Raw genomic sequence first — 21223 nt, 5'->3', positions numbered from 1 at the left:
GCCGCAGGTCGCGGGCGCGTGTCACACCCGCCGGGCGTGAGCACGGTCACGTGCGTCAGCCGCCGGGCGGCCCCGGCCCCCGTCAGCCGGCCGGGAGTGACCGCTGCGCGGCCGTGACCTCGCGGACGACGCGGATCCACAGCACCAGGGCGACGGCGACCGCGGCGGTCGCGACGCCGTCCAGCACGGGAAGCAGCCCGGGGTCGGACCGGCTGAACCCGGAGGTGATGAACGCCGCCCTGTTCGACGCCCACAGCATGACGAGCCAGCTCACCCACCACAGCCCGAGCCCCGGCATCCGCCGCAGGCCGGTGGTCCCCTGACGCACGTCCCGCACGACCTGGTACGGGAACCACAACGACACCACCGGCACCAACCAGCCCAGCCAGATCCACACGACGCCCCGGACGTGCCGTTCCTGCGGCCGCGCGGCGACGGCGATCTGACGGCTGCGGTGGAGCCAGAGGCACGTGACGACGAACGCTGCGAGCTGCACGGGCTGCAGCAGGGTGGCGAAGCTGTCGTAGGTGGTCCAGACGTCGCCGGGGCTCGCCCCCGCGTCGACGGCACGGCTGAACTCCTGGGCCGCGCCGGACGACGACGCGAACATCAGCACCTGGACCAGCCCCCAGGCGGACGCCAGCGCGACGGACCATGTCGCCAGCCCCGTCGGAGCGACCCGGGTCGGCGCCGGCTGGCCCCACGGGTCCGAAGGGCCGGACGTCCTGCCACCCGACGGCGACACCGGAGCGTAGGCCCCGTACGTGGGCTCCACGGGACGGGCCGGAGGGGTCGCGCGCGCTGGCGTGACCGACGGCGGAGCGAAAGGGTCAGGATCGGACATCTGTTCCTCCACAAGACGGACAAGTCGCGCGAGGATAGCGCAAACTGGCGCATGCAGGTCGCCGCGGGTCGATCGAGGGTCGACCGAAGGTCCCTCGTCGGCTCAGGCCTCGACGACGACCGGGACGATCATCGGACGACGGCGCAGCCGCCGGTTGACCCACTGGCCGATGACGCGCCGCATCACCTGCTGCAGCTGGTGGGTGTCGGTCGCGCCCCCGGCGATCGCGTCCTCGAGCGCCTTGACGACGTCCGGCTGGATCTCGTCGAAGACCGCCGCGCCCTCGGCCATGCCGCGCGCGAGGATCTGCGGGCCCGCGAGCACCTTGCCGGTGGCCGAGTCCACGACGGCGAAGACGGACACGAAGCCCTCCTCGCTGAGCACCCGGCGGTCCTTGAGCTCGTTCTCGGTGACCTCGCCGACCGACGACCCGTCGACGAACACGTACCCGCAGGGCACGGCACCGACCACGGTGGCGCGCCCGTCGACCAGGTCCACGACGACGCCGTCCTCCGCCAGCACGACGCGGTCGGCGGGGATGCCGGTCTTCACCGCGAGCGCCGCGTTGGCCACGAGGTGCCGCACCTCGCCGTGCACGGGCATGACGTTCTGGGGCTTGATGATGTTGTAGCAGTAGAGCAGCTCGCCCGCGCTGGCGTGGCCCGAGACGTGGACCTTCGCGTTGCCCGAGTGCACGACGCGTGCGCCGAGCCGCGTGAGGCCGTTGATGACTCGGAACACGGAGTTCTCGTTGCCGGGGATCAAGGAGCTGGCGAGGATCACCGTGTCGCCGTGCCCGATCTTGACGCGGTGGTCGCCGTTCGCCATCCGGCTCAGCGCCGCCATCGGCTCGCCCTGCGAGCCGGTGCACATGTACACCAGCTCGTCGTCCGGGATGTCGCCGGTCCGCTTGAGGTCGACGAGCACTCCGGGCGGCACGTCGAGATAGCCGAGCTCGGCCGCGATGCCCATGTTGCGGATCATCGAGCGACCCGCGAGCGCGACCTTGCGCCCGTGCGTGTGGGCGGCGTTGAGGACCTGCTGGACGCGGTGGACGTGCGAGGAGAACGAGGCAACGACGATGCGCTTCTCCGCCTGGGCGAACACGCTGTCCAGGACGGGCCCGATCTCGACCTCGTGGGTGACGAAGCCCGGGACCTCGGCGTTGGTGGAGTCCACCATGAAGAGGTCGACACCCTGCTCACCCAGGCGCGCGAAAGCCCGCAGGTCCGTGACACGGCCGTCCAGCGGGAGCTGGTCCATCTTGAAGTCGCCGGTGTGCAGGACCGTGCCCGCACCCGTGGTGACGGCCACGGCGAGCGCGTCGGGGATGGAGTGGTTGACGGCGACGAACTCGAGGCCGAAGACGCCGAGCCGCACCGTGTCGTTCTCGGCGACGACCCGCGTCACCGGCTTGATGCGGTGCTCCTTCAGCTTCGCCTCGAGGAACGCGAGCGTGAGCTGCGAGCCGTAGATCGGGATGTCGCGACGGCGCCGCAGCAGGTAGGGCACGGCGCCGATGTGGTCCTCGTGGCCGTGGGTGAGGACGATCGCCTCGATGTCGTCGAGCCGGCCGGAGAGGTACTCGAAGTCCGGCAGGATCAGGTCGACGCCGGGCTGGTGGTCCTCGGGGAACAGGACGCCGCAGTCGATGATCAGCAGCCGGCCGTCGTACTCGAGGACGGCCATGTTCCGGCCGACCTCGCCGAGCCCGCCGAGCGCCACGATGCGCAGCCCGCCGGCGGGCAGCTCGGGAGGAAGAGGGAGTTCGGGGTGAGGGTGGCTCACGTGGCCTCCTGGCCTGTGGGGTTACGGGACGGTGGTGGCGGCGTCCAGGACACCGCCGGCGATGAGGGCGGCGCGCATCATGGCGACGTCGGCGTCGGTGGCGGCGACGTTCGGCAGGCGCAGCTCGCGGTTGCCCACGGCACCGAGCAGCTCGAGGGCGGCCTTGGTCATGCCGGCCTGGGCACCGGCACCGTTGATGGCGGCGATGACGGGCAGCGTCGTGCAGAAGGTCTCGAGCGCGCCGGCGTGGTCTCCGGCGTCGAAGCGCCGCACGACCTCGGCGAACTGCCCGGCCACCACGTGGGCGGAGACGGAGACGATCCCGGCACCACCGTGGGAGAGGAAGGGCAGCAGCAGCGTGTCGTCGCCCGAGTACCAGGCGAGACCCGTGGCGGCACGCAGCGCGGGGACGCCGGTCAGGTCGCCGGTGGCATCCTTGGTCGCGACCACCCGCGGGTGCGCGGCGATGCGCTCGTACGTCGCCGGCGCGATGCGCACGCCCGCACGGCCCGGGATGTCGTACAGCATGACGGGCAGCTCGGTCGCGTCCGCGACCGCTGCGAAGTGGCGGTAGAGGCCCTCCTGCGTCGGGCGGGAGTAGTACGGCGAGACGACGAGCAGGCCGTCCGCGCCGGCCTCCGCAGCCTGCTCGGCCATGCGCACGGCGTGCGCCGTGTCGTTCGACCCGGCCCCGGAGAGCACCGCCGCACGGTCGCCGACGGCGTCGACGACGGCGCGCACGAGCGCCGCCTTCTCGGGGGTGTGGGTCGCGGGCGCCTCGCCCGTGGTCCCCGACAGCACGAGGCCGTCGTTCCCCTCGTCGACCAGGCGCCGCGCCAGCGACGCCGCGGCCTTCAGATCGATCTCCCCGGTGCTCGTCATGGGCGTGACCATCGCGGTGAGAACCGCGCCGAAAGGGCGCGCAGGGGTGCCGGGCAGCGTCATGGGGACACCGTACCGTTCGGTACCCCTTCCTGGTGCCCCTGTCCACGGGTTCGCGACCGGCGGGATGAGACGTCGTGCCAGGGTGCCGTGCGCCGCCTGCCAGGGCTGTTGCGGCGACCCGGTGCCCGCACATACTGGATGGTATGACTGCGACGACGACCCTCTCCTCCGTGCGTGACGCCCCGACCCAGGTCCTCGTCGGCGGCGAGTGGCGACCGGCATCGGGCGGCTCCACCTTCGAGGTCGTGGACCCCGCCACCGAAGAGGTCCTGACGAGCGTGGCGGACGGCACGGGCGACGACGGCATCGCCGCCCTGGCGGCCGCGCACGACGCCGCGCCGGCCTGGGCCGCGGTACCGCCCCGAGACCGCTCGGAGCTGCTGCGGGCCTGCTTCGAGGCGATCGTGGAGCGCACCGACGAGCTCGCCGCACTCATCACCGCGGAGGGCGGCAAGCCGCTCGCCGAGTCCCGGGCCGAGGTCGCGTACGGTGCCGAGTTCTTCCGCTGGTTCGCGGAGGAGGCGGTGCGGGCGCCAGGGATGATGCGCACCGCGCCGGCCGGGAGCAACCACCAGCTCGTGCACCGCCGGCCCGTCGGCCCGTCGCTGCTGATCACGCCGTGGAACTTCCCGATCGCCATGGCCACGCGCAAGATCGGACCCGCCCTCGCCGCGGGGTGCCCGGTGGTGATCAAGCCCGCGCAGCTCACGCCGCTGACCACCATGGCGGTCGCCGAGATCCTCCGTGCGGAGCTCGCCGCACGGGACCTGCCCACCGGCGTGGTGAACGTGGTGCCCACGTCGTCGGCGAAGACGGTGACCGAGCCGGTGATCGCCGACGGCCGCCTGCGCAAGCTCTCGTTCACAGGGTCGACGGGCGTCGGGCGGGTCCTGCTCGGGCAGGCCGCCGAGCAGGTGCTCAACTGCTCCATGGAGCTGGGCGGCAACGCGCCGTTCGTCGTCTTCGCCGACGCCGACCTCGACGCAGCCGTGGAGGGCGCGATGGTCGCCAAGCTGCGCAACGGCGGACAGTCCTGCGTCGCGGCCAACCGCTTCCTGGTGCACGGCTCGCTCGCGGACGAGTTCGCCGAACGGCTCGCCGAGCGGTTCGCCGGGCTGAGCGTGGGTCCGGGTGCTGAGGGACACGACGTCGGCCCTCTGATCGGCGCGAGCGCCGTCGACAAGGTCGACGAGCTCGTGACCGACGCGACCGATCGCGGTGCGCGTGCGGTCGCGGGTGGCGCGCGGCCGGACCGCAAGGGCTACTTCTACTCCCCCACCGTGCTCGCGGGCACCCCTGCCGACGCCCGCTGCGTCACCGAGGAGATCTTCGGCCCCGTCGCGCCCGTCGTCGCCTTCGACGACGTCGACGAGGGGATCGCCCTGGCCAACGGGACCGAGTACGGCCTCGCCGCCTACGCCTACACCCGCGACGTGGACCTCGCGATGCGGGCCGCGCACGAGATCGACGCGGGCATGATCGGCATCAACCGCGGCATGGTCTCGGACGCGAGCGCACCGTTCGGCGGGGTCAAGCTGTCCGGTCTGGGTCGCGAGGGCGGGGCAGCCGGACTGGAGGAGTACCTGGAGACGGTGTACGTCGCGTTGTGACGAGCCCCCCGGACCATGGTTTCCTGTGGCCGTGAGCCGTCCATCCTCTCCCGAGGTCTCCGCCGCCGTCCGGCAGGGCGTCAGCGTGGCCGTGGCCACGGGCCTGTACGGGATCTCGTTCGGCGCCCTGGCCGTGGTCGCCGGCCTGACCGTGGCGCAGACCGCCGTCCTGAGCCTCCTGCTGTTCACGGGCGGCTCCCAGTTCGCCCTCATCGGCGTCGTCGCCGCCGGCGGGTCGCCCGTCGCGGCGGTGGCGACGTCGACGCTGCTCGGTGCGCGCAACATGCTCTACGGCGCCGTCGTCTCCCCTCTGCTGTCCCTGCGGGGCTGGCGCCGGGCGGCAGCCGCCCATCTGACGATCGACGAGTCGACGGCGGTCGCCGTCGGGCAGCGCACGCCCGCGGCGGTCCGCGCCGGGTTCTGGACGGCCGGCGTCGGGGTCTTCGTGCTGTGGAACGCCTTCACGCTGGCGGGTGCGCTGGCCGGTGACGCCCTCGGCGACCCGCGGGCGTGGGGCCTCGACGCTGCCGCGGGGGCGGCGTTCCTCGCGCTGGTGTGGCCCCGCCTCGCCGAGCGCCGGGCGCAGGTCGTGGCAGGGCTGGCCGTCGTGGTCACGCTGGCGCTGGTCCCGGTCGCGCCGGCCGGGGTCCCGGTGCTCGCCGCGGCGGCCGTCGCCGTCGTGGCCGGAGCCGTCGCCCCTGCCGCACCGCGCCGCACGACCAGCGAGGACGACCGATGACCACGACCATGCTGTGGATCACCGTGCTCCTCGCCTCGCTCGCCAGCTTCGGCCTGAAGCTCGCCGGCCACCTGATACCGGAGCACTGGCTGGCCACCCAGCGGGTGCAGCGCACGTCGACGCTCGTGACCGTGGCACTGCTCGTCTCGTTGGTCGTCGTGCAGACGTTCGCCGACGGCTCGTTGGTCGTCGTCGACGCCCGCGTCCCGGCCCTCGCGGTCGCAGCCGTCGCCCTGGCCCTGCGGGCGCCGTTCATCGTGGTGGTCGTGCTCGCGGCGGCCGCCGCCGCCGGCCTGCGGGCGCTCGGGTGGGGCTGAGGCCGGGCGCACGACCCACCTCCCCGCGCCCCGAGGTGGCTCTCGCCCGCTGGTCGCTCATGGCGCAGTTCGCGCTGTTCGGTGTGCTGGGCACGTCCTGGATGAGCCGCCTGCCCTCGATCCGGTCCGAGCTGGGGCTCAGCGCGGGCCAGCTCGGCTCGCTCCTGGTCGTCGGCGGAGCCGGCTCGCTCCTCGCGGTGCTCGTCGCCGGGGCCGTCGTCGCGCGGTTCGGCAGCCGGCGCACGCTCGTCGCGGCCACGGCGGGCAACGCGGTGGGCTTCGGGCTCCTCGCGCTCGCGACGACCACCGCCAACATCCCGCTGTTCGCCGTCGGGGCGTGCCTGAACGGGATGTGCGGAGCCCTGACCAACATCCCCATCAACATCAGTGCCGCCGGCGTGGAACGTGCCGTCGGGCGGGCCATCCTCCCCCACTTCCACGCGGCGTTCTCCGTCGGGGCCGCCCTCGGTGCGCTCGTCGGCGCCGCCTTCGCCTGGTCGGGAGCGCACGTCGCCGTCCAGCTCGTCGTGGTGGTCGCCGTCGTGACCGTCGTGCGTGCCCTGCTCGTCGTCCCCTCGACGAGGTTGGCCCCGCCCCGCGACCAGGCGCCCGCCGACGGAGCACCAGCGCGTCGCGGCGGCGGGGTGCGAGCCGCCATGGCCGCCTGGCGCGAGCCCCGCACGCTGCTGGTGGGTCTGGTGCTCCTCGCCGCGTCCCTCTCGGAAGGGTCCGCCGGGACCTGGCTGTCCCTCGCCGTCGTCGACGGGTTCGCCGCCCGCGAGGCGGTCGGCGCCGTCGCCTACGGGACGTTCGTCGCGTCGATGACCGTCGTCCGGTTCGCGGGCACAGGCCTGATCGACCGCTACGGGAGGGTGACCGTGCTCCGCGTGTCGGGGGCGTCCGCGCTGCTCGGGCTGCTCCTCTTCGGGCTCTCGCCCACCCTCGCCCTGGCCTGGGCCGGGATCGTGCTCTGGGGCTGCGGCGCCGCGCTCGCGAACCCGATCGCCATCTCCGCGGCCTCCGACGAACCTACCCACGCCGCGCCCCGCGTCGCGGTCGCGACCTCGTTCTCGACCGTGGCGATGCTTGCCGCCCCACCCCTGCTCGGCCTGCTGGCCGACCAGGTGGGCGTGCGCTCGGCCCTGCTCGTCATCTGCGGCGCCGTGGTGCTCAGCCTCGCGGTGGCGGGCCAGGTCCGGCCCCCGCAACACCGGGCCGCGGCGCCCGCCGACGACTGACGAGCACCTAGGGTGGTGCCCATGGCACTGTTCCGCGAGACCGCCGACGTCTCCGTCCGCCCCGCAGTCCCCGGCGACGAGGAAGCGGTGACGCGGGTCCAGGTCGAGGCCTGGCGGGCGACCCACGCCGACACGCTCGGTGACGCCGTCGACGCCCTCGACGAGCAGACCATGGTGGAGCGGTGGACGGACGCGATCTCGCGGCCGCCCGGGCCGGGCTTCGCCGTGCTCGTCGCGCTGGACGGACCGCGGGTCGTCGGTTTCGCCGCCGTCGGCCCAGGACAGGTCATGGCCCTGGAGGTCGCCCCGGACCACCGGCTCGCCGGGCACGGGTCCCGACTGCTCGCCGCCGCCGTCGACCGGCTGCGCACCGACGGCTCGCAGGAGGTCGTCACCTGGGTGCTCGACGGCGACGAGGGCCGCGAACGCTTCCTGTCCTCGTCCGGCCTCGGTCCCGACGGCGTCGACCGTGCGCTCGCCACCGGCGCGCGGGACGTCGTCGAGCGCCGCTGGTCGGCGGTCATCTGACCCTGCCGGCACCTCCGGGCGTCTCCCGCGGCTCGTCGCCCCCGGTCGTGTCGTCCACGGGGGTCGAGACGGACGGCGGACCGTCCGTGGTCCCCCGCGACGCCGGCCCGGCCACCGCCGCCGGGGCGGCCTGCGGGTTCGCGGAGCCCAGCACCGAGCCGCCCGTCACGACGGCGCCGACCCGCTCCGCCTGCTCTCGCAGCCCCCACAGCTCGCGGGAGACCGAGCGGACCGCGAACCCGGACACCAGGTGGATCGAGCCCGCCACGAAGGCGAACAGCGCGAACACGATGGTCACCAGCCGCAGCACGTCCAGCAGGTCGAGCGGGCGGGTGACGAGCAGCAGACCGAAGAGACCCGCCGTGAGGCCGAACGTGATCATCCACGGCCAGCCGAGGTCACGGTTGCGGGCCAGGGCGGCGCCCCCGACGACGGTGACGATCCCGAGCACGATCGCCCAGCTGGCCAGGACGTAGTACAGCGGCGTCGGCTCCAGGTCGGGCCAGAACGCGACGGCCACGCCGAAGAGGACGTTGACGCCCGCCTGCGCCAGCCACCACGCCGAGCCGACCTGACGGCGGTGCACGAACCACTGCACCACCACCAGCACCGCGTCGAGCACGAGGAACGCGCCGACGAGCAACCGCAGCACCTCGAGCTCACCGAGCGGCTCGATCATCAGCAGCAGCCCGAGCACCACGAAGGCGATCCCGCGGACCACGGGCAGCCACCAGACCCGTCGGAACGGGTTGCGGAACGTGCCGCCGGCGCCGTCCTGCGTCCCGGCCTCCCCGTCGTCGGGCGCCATGCGCGATCCTCTCGTCGTCGACTGCTGACCTGCGCTCAGGCTACGAGCGCTCCCGCGTCCGTGCACGGCAGCGCGTGCGCGGGAGCGGCGGCCGGTGAGGATGACACGATGAGTCGGTGCCGCCGTCAGCCTCCTCCACCCGCACCGTCCGCGACGCCGCCGGCGGGATCACGGTCCTGGCGGTGGCGAACTTCGTCGCCATCACCACCGAGGTGCTGCCCGTCGGCCTGCTGCCGCAGCTCGCCCGCGGCGTCGGCGTCTCCGAGTCGACGGCCGGGCTCCTCGTCACCGTCTACGCCCTCGTCGTCGCGGTCTGTGCCGTCCCGCTGACCCTGGCCACGCAACGGTTCCCGCGCAAGCCGCTGCTCCTGGTCACGCTCGCCACCTACGTGGCCGGCAACCTGCTCGTCGCCGTCGCCCCGACCTACGCCGTCATGGCGGCCGGACGCACCATCGGCGGGATCGGCCACGCCGTCTTCTTCTCGGTGTCGATCGCGTACGCCGCCCGCCTCGTGGGTCCGCTGTACACCGGCCGGGCACTGACGCTCGTCACCGCCGGCGGCACGATGGGATTCGTCCTGGGCGTGCCGCTCTCGACGTCGCTGGGCACGGCGGTCGGCTGGCGCTGGTCGTTCGCGCTGCTCGGTGGCGTCTGCGCCCTCACGGCGGTGCTGGTGGCACGCCTGCTGCCCGCGGTCGACGTCGGCCCGCCGCCGGCTCGCGACCGCTCGGCCGCCCGCCAGGGACGCCGGCGGCTGGGCGTCGTCGTCGGCACCAACACGGTGCTGTTCGGCGGGCACTACACCGTGTACACCTACGTCTCGGTGCTGCTGCTGGCGACCGGGCTGTCCGAGGCGGCGGTCGGTCCCGTGCTCCTGCTCTTCGGCGCACTGGGGCTCGTCGGGCTGTGGGCGGCGGCCCGCTACCTGGACCGCACGCCCCGCGCCCTGACCATCACGGCGATGGCCACGATCGTCGGCTCGCTGACCGTCCTCGCCCTGGTCCTGCCCCAGCCGGTGGGCGTCCTCGTGGCCGGCGGCGTGTGGCTCGCCGCGTTCGGGGCGATCCCCGCGACCTTCCAGGCGGCGGCGTTGCGCACGCAGGGCGCGACGGCGGACGTCGCCGGGGCGTTCGTCAACGGGACCTCGAACCTCGGCATCGGCCTCGGGGCCGCCCTCGGGGCCGGCGTCGTGGCCGGTCCTGGCGGCAGCGTGCTGGCACTGACGGGTGCGGGCGTGGTCGCCGTGGCGTGCGTCGTCGTGCTCGTGGCGCGCGGCGCGTTCCCGCAGGACCCGGCGGCGGTCGGGACCGACCCGGGGCGGTAGCCCGCCGGGCACAGGAGGGCTGCCGGCGTCAGTCGCGCGGCCTGAAGAGCGCCGAGGCCTGCCGCAGGGCGGCGCGCGCACGACGGCGGTCCCCCGCAGCGTCGTAGGCGAAGGCCAGGCGATACCAGGTGCGCCAGTCCTTCGGCGCGGCGTCCACCGCGTCCCGGAACTGCGCGAACGCCGCGTCCGCGGCCGCCCGGTCGATCCTGCCGCCCGCAGAGCGCGGAAGATCGTCCACCGGGAGCTGGCCGTCCGCCGCCAGCTCGTCAGCCATGCGCTGCACGCGTGCGGCCAGCCAGAACTCACGGGCGACGAGCCCGATCACCAGCAGCGGGATGACCAGCACGGCGAGGCCGATGCCGATCAGCAGCGGCTCGCCGCTGCCCAGCATGGCTGCGCCGCGCTCCGCGATCGCCACCACGTACAGCGCCAGGAGGGCGGTGACGGCGAGCGCGCCGACCAGCCCGCGAGGCAGCCTGCGCCGGACGCCCTCCGGAGCGCCGCCGTCGGTCACGACAGGTCCAGCACGTTCTCGAGGCCCACGGTCAGGCCGGGCCGAGAGGTGATCTCGCGAACGGCCACCAGGACGCCCGGCATGAAGCTGGCCCGGTCGAAGGAGTCCTGGCGGATCGTCAGCTGCTCACCGGCGTTGCCGAAGAGGATCTCCTCGTGTGCCACCAGCCCGCGCAGCCGCACCGCGTGCACCCGGACGCCGTCGACGTCCGCACCCCGTGCGTCCCAGCCGTCCTGGGTCGCGTCGGGCGACGGGCCGAGCCCGGCGTCGGCCCGGGCGGAAGCGATCGCCGCGGCGGTGTGGCGGGCCGTGCCGGAGGGCGCGTCGACCTTGTCCGGGTGGTGCAGCTCGACGACCTCGGCCGACTCGAAGTAGCGCGCCGCCTTGGCCGCGAACGTCATCGCGAGCACCGCGGAGAGCCCGAAGTTGGGTGCGATGAGCACCCCGAGCCCCCCACCGGTGCCCTCGGCGTCCAGCCGCTCGAGGTGCTCCACCACCCGGCCTCGGGACGCGTCGTCCCACCCGGTGGTACCGACCACCACGTGGGCCCCGGCGTCCAGGGCGGCATGGACGTTGGCCTCCGTCACCGCCGGGACCGTGAAGTCCACCGCGACGTCCGCGCCGGCGTCCCGGACCCCGACCTCGACGTCGTCCCCCGCGTCCAGGCGGGCGACGAGCTCGAGGCCGTCCGCCTCCTCGACGGCGGCACACGTCTGGGCGCCCATGCGCCCGGCGGCGCCGATGACCGCCACACGGACGGTGCTGCTGGTGCTCACGATGGTCTCCTCATTCTCCGAAGGGGCCGACACGCACCACCGAGCGCGGGCGCGACGCGAGATCGGCGGCCAGCTCCCGCACGTCGGTGGCGGTGACGGCACGGATGCGTGCCAACGACTCGTCGACCGTCACGAGCTCGCCGAGCACGAGCTCCGCGCGGCCCAGCCGGCTCATGCGCGACCCGGAGTCCTCCAGGCCGAGGACCATGCCGCCGGAGAGCTGACCGACGGAACGCTCGAGCTCGGCGTCCGTGATGCCGTCGGCCGCGAGACGCTCCAGCTCGGCCACCATCAGCGTGGTGACCTGGTCGACCTTGCCGGGGGCGCATCCGGCGTAGAGACCGAACAGCCCCAGCCCGCCGTGCCCCTGCCCGAACGAGTAGGTGGCGTACGCCAGGCCGCGCTTCTCCCGGATCTCCTGGAACAACCGGGACGACATCCCGCCACCGAGTGCGGCGTGCATCACCGTGGAGGCGAACCGCCGGTCGTCGGAGGCGCTGAGCCCGGTGCCGCCGACGATCACGTTGGCCTGCTCGACTTGCCGGCGGATCGTCAGCTCGACGCCGGCGGCGGGCACGCCGACGGCGTCCGGGGCGCTCGACCGACGCCCACGAGGCAGGCCCGCCGGATCGAGGTCCCACCCGCCGGCCACGAGCGCGTCACCGACCTGCTGCACGATCGTGTCGTGGTCCACGCCGCCGGCCGCGGCGACCACGAGGGTCTCCGGGCGGTAGTGCCACCGGTAGTGCTCCAGCACCGCGTCGCGAGGCACGGCGCGGATCGTGTCGGGGGTCCCGCCGATCGGGCGGCCGAGCGGGTGCGTGCCGAGGGCCGCCGCGGCGAACTCCTCGTGGACGACCTCGCCCGGGTCGTCGTCCGTCATCGCGATCTCTTCGAGGATGACGCCACGCTCGGTCTCGAGCTCGTCGGCGTCGAGGCGCGCGGAGGTGACCATGTCGGCGATCACCTCGATCGCCATGGGGACGTCGTCGTCGAGCACCCGCGCGTAGTAGCAGGTGTACTCCTTGCCGGTGGCGGCGTTCGCCTCGCCGCCGACGGCGTCGAACGCCTCGGCGATGTCGAGCGCGGAGCGGGTGCGGGTGCCCTTGAAGAGCAGGTGCTCGAGGAAGTGCGTGGAACCGTGGTGGCCGTCGGTCTCGTCGCGCGAACCGACCCCGACCCAGGCCCCGACGGTGGCCGAACGGAGCCCTGGCATGTGCTCGGTGAGCACACGCACACCGCCGGGCAGGACGCTGCGACGGATCGTCGCGCCGTCCTGCCCGGCGGTCAGCTCGGCACCGGGCTGGCCCGCTCCGACGAGCGGGAGGTGCTGGCTCATACGGTCGATCAGGCCTCGCCCTGCGGCTCGGACTGCTCGTCGGCCCCTGTCGCGGCCTCGGCCTTCTCGTCGTCCTCGGTGACGGCGACGAGCGAGAGCTTGCCCCGCGGGTCGATCTCACCGATCTCGACCTGGATCTTCTGGCCGATGGACAGCACGTCGTCGACGTTCTCGACCCGCTTGCCGCCCACGAGCTTGCGGAGCTGGCTGATGTGCAGCAGCCCGTCCTTGCCCGGGGAGAGCGAGATGAACGCACCGAACGACGTCGTCTTGACGACCGTGCCGACGAAGCGCTCGCCGACCTCCGGCACGTGCGGGTTGGCGATCGCGTTGATCGCCGCGCGCGCGGCCTCGGCCGACGGGCCGTCGGTCGCGCCGATGTAGACCGTGCCGTCGTCCTCGATGGAGATGTCGGCGCCGGTCTCCTCCTGGATCTGGTTGATCATCTTGCCCTTGGGCCCGATGACCTCGCCGATCTTGTCCACGGGGACCTTGACGGCGATGACGCGCGGTGCGTTCGGCGACATCTCGTCCGGCACGTCGATCGCCTCGGCGAGGACGTCCAGGATCGTCAGGCGCGCGTCGCGCGCCTGACCCAGCGCGGCCGTCAGGACCGACGCCGGGATGCCGTCCAGCTTGGTGTCGAGCTGGATCGCCGTGACGAACTCGCGGGTACCGGCGACCTTGAAGTCCATGTCGCCGAACGCGTCCTCGGCACCCAGGATGTCGGTCATCGCCGCATAACGGACCTCCTCGCCGTCGCCCGACGGCACCGTGTCGGAGACGAGTCCCATCGCGATGCCCGCCACAGGGGCCTTCAGGGGCACACCGGCGTTGAGCAGCGAGAGCGTCGAGGCGCAGACCGAGCCCATCGATGTCGACCCGTTGGAGCCGAGTGCCTCGGAGACCTGGCGGATCGCGTAGGGGAACTCCTCGCGGCTCGGCAGGACCGGTACCAGGGCACGCTCGGCGAGCGCGCCGTGGCCGATCTCGCGACGCTTCGGGCTGCCGACGCGACCCGTCTCGCCCGTCGAGTACGGCGGGAAGTTGTAGTTGTGCATGTAGCGCTTGCGCGTGACCGGCCCGAGCGAGTCGATCTGCTGCTCCATGCGCAGCATGTTCAGCGTGGTGACGCCCATGATCTGCGTCTCGCCGCGCTCGAACAGCGCCGAGCCGTGCACCCGGGGCAGCACCTCGACCTCGGCCGACAGCGTGCGGATGTCCGCCAGCCCACGACCGTCGATGCGCACGCCCTCGGTGAGGACGCGCTGACGCACCAGCTGCTTCTGCAGCGAGCGGTAGGCGGCCGACAGCTCCTTCTCGCGGCCGTCGAAGCCCGCCTGCAGCTCGCCGAGCATCTGCGACTTGATCTCGTCGAGACGCCCCTCGCGCTCCTGCTTGTCGGCGATCGACAGCGCGTCGCGCAGCGTGCCCGACACGGCCGACTCGACCGCTGAGTACGCGTCGTCGGCGTACTCCGGGAACAGCGGGAACTCCTGGACGTCCTTCGCGGCCTGCTGCGCCAGGGAGATCTGGGCGTCGCACAGCGCGGCGATGAACGGCTTGGAGGCCTCGATACCCTCGGCCACGACCTGCTCGGTGGGCGCCGTGGCGCCCTCGGAACGGATGAGGTTCCAGGCGTCGTCGGTGGCCTCGGCCTCGATCATCGCGATGGCCACGTCGTCGCTGCCGTCGGCCGTGGTGACCTTGCGGCCCGCCACGACCATCTCGAAGACGGCGCGCTCCTTGTCGGAGTGCTTCGGGAACGCGACCCACTGGTCGTCGACGAGCGCGATGCGCACGGCGCCGGCCGGGCCCGAGAACGGCAGACCGGAGATCTGCGTGGACGCGGACGCGGCGTTCATCGCCAGGACGTCGTAGGCGTCGTCCGGGTGCTGAGCCATGACCGTGATGACGATCTGGACCTCGTTGCGCAGCCCCTTGACGAACAGCGGGCGCAGCGGGCGGTCCGTGAGGCGGCACGTGAGGATCGCCTCGGTGGACGGACGTCCCTCGCGACGGAAGAACGACCCGGGGATGCGACCGGCGGCGTACATCCGCTCCTCGACGTCCACCGTCAGCGGGAAGAAGTCGAAGTGGTCCTTGGGGTGCTTACCGACGGCGGTGGTCGACAGCAGCATCGTGTCGCCGTCGAGGTAGGCCGCGACGGCGCCGGCGGCCTGACGGGCCAGCCGGCCCGTCTCGAAACGGATGGTGCGGGTGCCGAAGCGGCCGTTGTCGATGACGGCCTCGGCGGAAGTGATCTCGGGACCCTCCACGGGTGCCCTCCTGATTCTCGAAGGCGCCGCCATCCGAGCGACGGTCTTCGATCGAGGCCCACGGAACCCGCACACCGGACGTACCGGGCGGTTCGGGGGGCCACTACCGAGGACCGGACGACGGCCCGGCGGCGCGGTGTGGGTGTCTTACCAGGACATCACACCAGACCAGCCCGGCCCCTGCGAGAGGGCCGGGCCGGCGAGGTGATGTCAGCGGCGCAGGCCGAGGCGCTCGATGAGCGCGCGGTAGCGCACGATGTCGATCTTCTGCAGGTAGCCCTGCAGGCGGCGGCGCTGGCCGACGAGCAGCAGGAGGCCACGACGCGAGTGGTGGTCGTGCTTGTGCTCCTTGAGGTGCTCGTTCAGGTCGTTGATGCGCTGCGTCAGCAGCGCGATCTGCACCTCGGGCGAGCCGGTGTCGCCCTCGTGAGTCGCGTACTCGGTGATGATGGACTGCTTGGTGGCAGCGTCGAGCGGCATGGCTCTCCCTCTGGTGTCGTTGCGCGGTGCTCCGGGACTTCTTCACCGGGGCGCTCTGGATCCGCGGCCGAACTACGGCACCGCTCATCGTAGCAGCGCGGGGCCCGCTCGCCGGGCCGGGTGACCGGCGTCACCGCCTCAGGCGACGAGGACCGACCGGGCTCGCGCGACGTCGTCGTGCATCTGCTTCACGAGCGGCTCGATCCCGTCGAACCGCAGGGTGGGCCGCAGGTGCTCGACGAGCTCGAGGACGACCTCCTCGTCGTACAGGTCCAGGTCCGTGCGGTCGAGCACGTACGCCTCGACGCGTCGCTCGACCCCGTCGAACGTCGGGTTGGTCCCGATCGAGATCGCCGCCGGCAGCCGGACGTCGGGGTGGCCGGGCTCCTCCGCGGCGAGCGAGGGGCGCCGCAGCCAGCCCGCGTACACGCCGTCCGCGGGCACCATCCCGGCGATCCCGCCGAGGTTCGCGGTCGGGAAGCCGAGCTCGCGTCCGCGCGCGTCGCCGTGGACGACGGTCCCCCGCACCCGGTGCGGGCGGCCGAGCACGTCGGCGGCCTGGGCGGCGTCACCCTCGGCGAGCAGGGCACGCGCCGCCGAGCTCGACCAGCGCTGCCGTGCGCCGGCCGACTCCGGGAGGCACTCGCCCACGTCGTCGACCGCCACGACCTCGAACCCGTGCTCACCGCCGAGCTCGACCATCGTCGCCAGCGTGCCGGCGTTGTCGCGACCGAACCGGACGTCGTGGCCGACGACCACGCTGCGGGCGCCGAGACCTTCGGTGAGGTACCGCGTGACGAACTCCTGCGGGCCCTGCGCCGCGAACCCGAGCGAATACCGGATGACCAGCACGGCGTCGAGCCCCGTCGCCGCCAGGAGGTCCAGCCGGTCGGCGAGCCCGGTGAGGAGCTCCGGAGCGGCCTGCGGACGGTGCACGACGGCGGGGTGCGGGTCGAACGTCACGGCGACGGCAGCGAGGCCGTCGGCGTGCGCGAGCCGCACCAGCCGCCCGAGGACCGCCTGGTGGCCGCGGTGGACGCCGTCGAAGTTGCCGATCGTGACGGCCGACGGTCCGAAGCCGTCGGGGACCTGGTCCAGGTCCGTGAACACTTGCACGCCGATCGTGCTCCTCGCTCGGGATCTCGTGGGGGCGCCGCGGGTGACACCGACGGACCAGGATAGTCACGTGCCGCAGGGCAGATGGACCGTCAGCCGGCCGGCGCCAGCACCAGGACCGGTCGCGCCAGGCGCTCGCCCCGTCGCGTGGTGTCCTCCAGGAGCGCCACGAGGGTGCCGTCGGGACCGATCCCGGCCTGCGTCCCCTCCGCACCCGAGGGGGCGACCCACTGGCCGTAGCCCAGCGCCGTCGTCTCGGCCGCCGTCAGCTCGCGGACCTCGAACGAGACCCGTGCGGCGTCGGCCGGCGTGAGGGTGGCCAGGACGCCGTCGGCATCGGCCTGCGCCTCCATCTCGGCCAGGGTGCACGCGGCGGCCAGCCCGTAGCCGCCCACCCGTGTGCGGCGCAGCGCGGTGAGGTGCCCGGCCGTGCCGAGGGCTGTGCCCAGGTCGCGGCCGAGGGCGCGCACGTAGGTCCCCGAGGAGACCACGACGCTCACGTCGAGGTCCACCACCGAGGTGCCGTCCGCCGTCACGCCCGGACGCACGGCACGGACGTCGAACGCGCTCACCGTCACCGGACGGGCCGCGAGCTCGACGTCCTCGCCGGCACGGGCGCGGTCGTAGGCGCGCCGACCGTCGACCTTGATCGCGCTGACGGTGGTCGGCACCTGCTGGATGTCCCCGGTCAGGGCCGCGACCTCCCGGTCGAGGTCGGCACCGTCGATCCCGGCACCGACCCCGGGCGTCGAGACCACCTCACCCTCGGCGTCGTCCGTGGTGGTGCCGACGCCCAGCCGGATCGTCGCGTCGTAGGCCTTGTCGGCCCCCACCACGTACGTCAGGAGGCGGGTCGCCCGGCCGACGCCGACGACGAGCACGCCGGTGGCCATCGGGTCGAGCGTCCCGGCATGGCCGACCTTGCGCGTCCCGGCCAGCCGCCGGCACCGGCCGACGACGTCGTGGCTCGTCAGGCCGGCGGGCTTGTCGACGACGAGGAAGCCGTCAGCCGCGGTGGGCCGGCGCGGCGGCCGGGGGCGCTGCTCGGCCACGTCAGTCGTCGTCAGCCGTGCGGTAAGGGTCGGCCTCCCCGGCCGGCTCCTTGCCCTCTCGCAACGCCGCCAGCTCGGCGTCGCGACGCCGTGCCTCGAGCAGGGCGGCGTCGAGGTGCGCGGCCGTCTCCGGCACCGAGTCCAGGTGGAACTCGATGCTCGGCGTCAGGCGCGTCTGCGTCTGCTTGCCGACCTCGGACCGGATCATGCCCTTGGCGCTCTCGAGCGCCGCCGCCGTGCCGAGCCGGTCCTCGTCGTCGCCGTAGACCGTGTAGAACACCGCGGCCTGCTGCAGGTCGCCCGTGACACGGACGTCCGTGACCGTGACGAACCCGAGCCGCGGGTCCTTGATCCGCGTGTCGAGCAGCTGCGCGACGATCTCCTTGATGCGGTCCGCCAGCTTGCGGGCCCGTGGGTTCTCGCTCATCCGTACTCCCTCTCGTGACGCCGACGGCGTCCCGCACGCACCGCCGGGATCAGCGGGACGGGCGGGACGCCGTCGGACGTGCGGACCTCAGTCGCGCGGGATCTCGCGCATCTCGAAGGTCTCGATGATGTCGCCCTCGGTGACGTCGTTGAACGACCCGAGACCGATACCGCACTCGAAGCCCTCGCGGACCTCGGTGACGTCATCCTTCTCGCGACGCAGCGACTCCACGTTCAGGTCGTCACCGACGACCTTGCCGTCGCGCAGGACGCGCGCCTTCGTGTTTCGCCTGATCGTGCCGGACCGGACGATCGAACCGGCGATGTTGCCGAACTTCGAGGAACGGAACACCTGGCGGATCTCGGCGCTGCCGAGCTTCGCCTCCTCGAACTCGGGCTTGAGCATGCCCTTGAGCGCTGCCTCGATCTCGTCGATCGCCTGGTAGATGACCGAGTAGAACTTGACGTCGACGCCCTCGCGCTCCGCCAGGTCCTCGACACGCTCGCCGTAGCGGACGTTGAAGCCGATGATCACGGCGTTGTCCACCGTGGCCAGGTTCACGTCGTTCTGCGTGACGTCGCCGACGCCGCGGTGGATGACGCGCAGGTCCACCTCGTCGCCCACGTCGATCTTGAGCAGCGCGTCCTCCAGGGCCTCGACGGCACCGGAGACATCGCCCTTGAGGACCAGGTTGAGGGTCTCGACCTTGCCCTGCTCGAGCGCCTTGGTGAAGTCCTCGAGGCTGATGCGCTTGCGGCGCTTCGCCAGGAGGGCGGCACGCTCGGCCGCCTCGCGCTTCTCGGCGATCTGACGGGCCGTGCGCTCGTCCGGCGCCACCAGGAAAGTGTCACCGGCGCCCGGCACGGACGCCAGGCCCAGCACCAGGACCGGACGTGCCGGGCCCGCCTGCCGGACGGACTCGCCGTGCTCGTCGAACATCGCGCGCACCCGGCCGTGCGCCGTGCCGGCGACGATCGCGTCGCCGACGTTCAGCGTGCCGGACTGCACGAGCACGGTCGCGACGGAACCGCGACCCTTGTCCAGGTGCGCCTCGATCGCGACACCACGGGCGTCCTTCTCCGGGTTGGCCCGGAGGTCGAGCGCCGCGTCCGCGGTGAGCAGCACGGCCTCGAGCAGGCTGTCGATGCCCTGGCGCTGCAGCGCGGAGACGTCGACGAACATCGTCTCGCCGCCGTACTCCTCGGCCACCAGGTTGTACTCGGTGAGCTGCTGCCGGATCTTGTCCGGGTTCGCGCCCTCCTTGTCCACCTTGTTGACCGCGACCACGATCGGCACGTCGGCCGCCTGGGCGTGGTTCAGCGCCTCGATCGTCTGCGGCATGACGCCGTCGTCCGCGGCCACCACGAGGATCGCGATGTCCGTGACCTTGGCACCACGGGCACGCATGGCGGTGAACGCCTCGTGACCCGGGGTGTCGATGAACGTGACGGCACGGTCGGCACCCTCGTGCTCGGTGTGCACCTGGTACGCACCGATGTGCTGGGTGATCCCGCCCGCTTCACCGGCCACCACATCGGTGGACCGGATGGCGTCGAGGAGCTTCGTCTTACCGTGGTCGACGTGACCCATGACGGTCACGACCGGCGGTCGAGCCATCAGGTCCGCGTCGTCCTCGCCGGCCTCCTCGGCCTCGAGGTCGATGTCGAAGGACCCGAGCAGCTCGCGGTCCTCCTCCTCGGCGGAGACCATCTCGATCCGGTAGCCGAGCTCGACGCCCAGCGTCGCGAATGTGTCCTCGTCGAGGGACTGCGTGGCCGTGGCCATCTCGCCCAGGTGCATCAGCACCGTGACGAGCGAGGCCGGGTTCGCGTCGATCTTGTCGGCGAAGTCGTTGAGCGACGCACCGTGGCGCAGACGCACCGTGGTGCTGCCGTTGCCGCGCGGGACGCTGACGCCGCCGAGCGACGGCGCCTGCATCTGCTCGAACTCCTGGCGCTTCGCCCGCTTCGACTTGCGCCCCCGGACGGGACGACCGCCGGCGCGACCGAACGCACCCTGCGTGCTGCCACGACCGGCACCGCCACGACCGCGGAACCCGCCACCGCCACCGGGGCGGAAGCCTCCGCGCCCGCCGCCGGGTGCACCACCGGGGCCACCGGGACCGCCGCCCTGGCCACCACGGCCACGGCCACCGCCGCCACCGCGGCCACCGGCTGCCGGGCGCTCGCCCGGACGCGGCATGCTGGTCTTGCCGGGCATCATGCCCGGGTTGGGACGAGGCCCGCCCGGACGCGGCGCCGCGGGGCGAGGACCACCCGGACGCGGACCACCCGGGCGCTCACCCTGGGCCGGGGCTGCCTCGCCACGCTGCGGACGCTGCATGCCCTGCTGCGACGCGTAGGGGTTGTTCCCCGGTCGCGGCGAGCCGGAGCGCTGCATGCCTTGCTTCGAGGCGTAGGGGTTGTTGCCGGGGCGCGGCTGACCACCGCGACCGCCGGAACGCTGCTGACCGCCAGGCTTGGAGCCGGGCTTCGGCGCGGCACCCGGCTTGGGTGCGGCACCAGGCTTCGGCGCCGCACCCGGCTTGGGCGCAGCACCGGGCTTCGGCGCGGCGTCGGCCTCGGGCGTCGGCTCCGGGGCGGCGTCGGGCCGCGTCGCACCCGGCTTCGGGGCGGCTTCGGGCCGCGGGGCAGCGTCGGGCTTCGGCGCGGCCTCCTGCTTCGGGGCCGCCTCGGCCGCCGGGGCGGCAGGCTCTGCCGGTGCCGGCTTGGCCGGCGCGTTCCGAGCGCCCGGCTTGGGCGCTCCCGGCTTCTTCGGGGTGGGCTGGGCGCTCTTCGTGCCCTGCTCGCCACCGGCGCCCTGGAACTTGCTGCGCATGGTGCGCTCGACCGGTGCCTCGAGCGTCGAGGACGCCGAACGGACGAACTCACCTGACGCCTTCAGCTCGGCCATCAGGGTCTTGCTTTCCACTCCGAGCTGCTTCGCCAGCTCGTGGACGCGGATCTTCGCCACATCTCTCCTGTCTCGGCCCCACCGAGAACAGGCAGGACCGTCGTTAGTACCGAGTACTCATCGCTGGGGACTCATCGGGTGCCCATCGGCTTCTGACCCGCTTCCTTGTCGATGTACGCGTGGTG

General features: G+C 73.1%; 19 protein-coding genes. 6 read left to right on the top strand and 13 right to left on the bottom strand.

The features are described from left to right. Positions 1-82 precede the first annotated feature (82 nt). The 3 genes from ACWAT2_RS09905 to dapA form a co-directional block, all read right to left on the bottom strand. Positions 83-775, bottom strand: coding sequence for a DUF4328 domain-containing protein (locus ACWAT2_RS09905; protein WP_402375321.1), 693 nt, complete (start codon positions 773-775; stop codon positions 83-85). Positions 776-946: 171 nt separating this feature from the next. Further along, positions 947-2632: a ribonuclease J gene (locus tag ACWAT2_RS09900; RefSeq protein WP_402375323.1), complete on the bottom strand. Its 1686-nt coding sequence runs from the start codon at positions 2630-2632 to the stop codon at positions 947-949. A 21-nt stretch (positions 2633-2653) separates the two neighbouring features. Continuing rightward, positions 2654-3577, bottom strand: coding sequence for a 4-hydroxy-tetrahydrodipicolinate synthase (gene dapA, locus ACWAT2_RS09895; RefSeq protein ID WP_402375325.1), 924 nt, complete (start codon positions 3575-3577; stop codon positions 2654-2656). A gap of 143 nt (positions 3578-3720) precedes the next feature. Between dapA and ACWAT2_RS09890 the strand changes: the two genes are divergently transcribed. Genes ACWAT2_RS09890 through ACWAT2_RS09870 form a run of 5 tightly spaced genes read left to right on the top strand, consistent with a single transcriptional unit; the run spans position 3721 to position 8009 of the window. Then, entirely contained in the window at positions 3721-5187 is a 1467-nt protein-coding gene (locus ACWAT2_RS09890) for an NAD-dependent succinate-semialdehyde dehydrogenase (RefSeq protein ID WP_402375327.1), read from the top strand. A 25-nt stretch (positions 5188-5212) separates the two neighbouring features. Further along, positions 5213-5926, top strand: coding sequence for an AzlC family ABC transporter permease (locus tag ACWAT2_RS09885; RefSeq protein ID WP_402375329.1), 714 nt, complete (start codon positions 5213-5215; stop codon positions 5924-5926). Continuing rightward, entirely contained in the window at positions 5923-6243 is a 321-nt protein-coding gene (locus tag ACWAT2_RS09880) for an AzlD domain-containing protein (protein ID WP_402375331.1), read from the top strand. The genes ACWAT2_RS09885 and ACWAT2_RS09880 overlap by 4 nt, the downstream gene beginning before the upstream one ends. A 35-nt stretch (positions 6244-6278) precedes the next feature. Further along, positions 6279-7481, top strand: coding sequence for an MFS transporter (locus ACWAT2_RS09875; RefSeq protein ID WP_402375333.1), 1203 nt, complete (start codon positions 6279-6281; stop codon positions 7479-7481). A 21-nt stretch (positions 7482-7502) separates the two neighbouring features. Then, positions 7503-8009: a GNAT family N-acetyltransferase gene (locus tag ACWAT2_RS09870; protein ID WP_402375335.1), complete on the top strand. Its 507-nt coding sequence runs from the start codon at positions 7503-7505 to the stop codon at positions 8007-8009. Here the strand turns inward: ACWAT2_RS09870 and ACWAT2_RS09865 are convergent. After that, positions 8002-8817, bottom strand: coding sequence for an HdeD family acid-resistance protein (locus ACWAT2_RS09865; RefSeq protein ID WP_402375337.1), 816 nt, complete (start codon positions 8815-8817; stop codon positions 8002-8004). The two genes, ACWAT2_RS09870 and ACWAT2_RS09865, sit on opposite strands and share 8 nt — an antisense overlap. A 116-nt stretch (positions 8818-8933) precedes the next feature. On the opposite strand from ACWAT2_RS09865, the gene ACWAT2_RS09860 reads away from it, so the two are divergent. Then, positions 8934-10142 (top strand): MFS transporter, encoded by a 1209-nt coding sequence (locus tag ACWAT2_RS09860; RefSeq protein WP_402375339.1) that lies wholly within the window; start codon positions 8934-8936, stop codon positions 10140-10142. Positions 10143-10170: 28 nt separating this feature from the next. On the opposite strand, the gene ACWAT2_RS09855 is transcribed toward ACWAT2_RS09860, so the two are convergent. From ACWAT2_RS09855 to infB, 9 genes are all read right to left on the bottom strand, one after another. Then, entirely contained in the window at positions 10171-10656 is a 486-nt protein-coding gene (locus ACWAT2_RS09855) for a hypothetical protein (RefSeq protein WP_402375341.1), read from the bottom strand. After that, entirely contained in the window at positions 10653-11432 is a 780-nt protein-coding gene (dapB, locus tag ACWAT2_RS09850; RefSeq protein WP_402375343.1) for a 4-hydroxy-tetrahydrodipicolinate reductase, read from the bottom strand. Before dapB ends, ACWAT2_RS09855 begins: the two co-directional genes overlap by 4 nt. 10 nt (positions 11433-11442) lie before the next feature. Further along, positions 11443-12771: a M16 family metallopeptidase gene (locus tag ACWAT2_RS09845; protein WP_402375345.1), complete on the bottom strand. Its 1329-nt coding sequence runs from the start codon at positions 12769-12771 to the stop codon at positions 11443-11445. Between the two features lie 8 nt (positions 12772-12779). Beyond that, on the bottom strand, positions 12780-15050 hold the full coding sequence (locus ACWAT2_RS09840) for a polyribonucleotide nucleotidyltransferase (protein ID WP_402375347.1): 2271 nt from the start codon (positions 15048-15050) through the stop codon (positions 12780-12782). 210 nt (positions 15051-15260) lie between these two features. Further along, positions 15261-15530: a 30S ribosomal protein S15 gene (gene rpsO / locus ACWAT2_RS09835; RefSeq protein ID WP_402375349.1), complete on the bottom strand. Its 270-nt coding sequence runs from the start codon at positions 15528-15530 to the stop codon at positions 15261-15263. A gap of 138 nt (positions 15531-15668) precedes the next feature. Beyond that, a complete protein-coding gene (locus tag ACWAT2_RS09830) occupies positions 15669-16646 on the bottom strand; it encodes a bifunctional riboflavin kinase/FAD synthetase (protein WP_402375351.1) in 978 nt (325 codons plus the stop codon). A gap of 92 nt (positions 16647-16738) precedes the next feature. Then, positions 16739-17698, bottom strand: a complete 960-nt coding sequence (truB, locus tag ACWAT2_RS09825) for a tRNA pseudouridine(55) synthase TruB (RefSeq protein WP_402375353.1) — start codon at positions 17696-17698, stop codon at positions 16739-16741. 1 nt (position 17699) lies between these two features. After that, positions 17700-18125, bottom strand: a complete 426-nt coding sequence (gene rbfA, locus ACWAT2_RS09820; protein ID WP_402375355.1) for a 30S ribosome-binding factor RbfA — start codon at positions 18123-18125, stop codon at positions 17700-17702. 87 nt (positions 18126-18212) lie between these two features. Continuing rightward, the gene (infB, locus tag ACWAT2_RS09815; protein ID WP_402375357.1) at positions 18213-21098 is read right to left on the bottom strand and encodes a translation initiation factor IF-2; all 2886 of its coding nucleotides are present in this window, start codon (positions 21096-21098) and stop codon (positions 18213-18215) included. Positions 21099-21223: the final 125 nt, after the last annotated feature.

This window comes from Isoptericola sp. GX10416, from assembly GCF_056590155.1.
The sequence above is the reverse complement of the archived record's forward strand: the minus strand, read 5'-3'. Positions and strand labels throughout refer to the sequence as shown.